Origin of the sequence: Cellulophaga geojensis KL-A (assembly GCF_000568425.1) — a bacterium.
Classification (GTDB): Bacteria; Bacteroidota; Bacteroidia; order Flavobacteriales; family Flavobacteriaceae; genus Cellulophaga; species Cellulophaga lytica.
This window is the reverse complement of the sequence record NZ_ARZX01000105.1, coordinates 1-561: the sequence shown is the minus strand read 5'-3', so window position 1 is coordinate 561 and position 561 is coordinate 1. Positions and strand designations below refer to the sequence as shown.

1 protein-coding gene is annotated in these 561 nt (G+C 38.3%); it reads right to left on the bottom strand.

The window, feature by feature from the left end; all coding sequences use genetic code 11:
* Positions 1 to 561, bottom strand: a 561-nt coding sequence (locus KLA_RS18205; RefSeq protein WP_034647544.1) for a hypothetical protein, incomplete at both ends; no start/stop codon positions are given.

Sequence of the window (561 nt, the reverse complement as noted above, 5' to 3'; positions counted from 1 at the left end):
TAGTTTGCAAAGTAGCATCGTCATAAAAAGCGCCACCATCAGCTCCAGTAGTAACATCATTATTAGCGTCTGCACTAACAATAACTTGAGTAGAAGCCGCAACTTGGGTATCTACATATGTTTTAACTGCATTTTGAGTAGGGAAAGCATCATCAGAAGTTCCTAAAGCTACGTTGGTAGATTTATTAGCAGCATCTTCTTTTAGAGCTATAGCAGCGTCTGCATCAGCTTCGTTAGCGTCAACATCAGTTTGCACAGCAGCAATAGCGTTTGTAGTTGATGTATTGTTAGCTGTTAATTCAGTTTCCGTAACAAAAGTTCCGTCTAAATCTTGTGACAATGTTCCGTCTGCATCTGTAATTTCTAAAGCAGTACCGTTTAAAGTAAATCCTGTGTTTATTTCGTTAGTAGCATCCGTATCGCCATCAGCAGAATTAGAAGCTGTAATTTGTGCATCTACATAAGTTTTAACAGCCAGTTCAGTAGGGAATTTTGTATTTGTAGCATCAGCTAAATTTACATCGTCCGACTTATTAGCAGCATCTTCTTTTAGAGCTATAG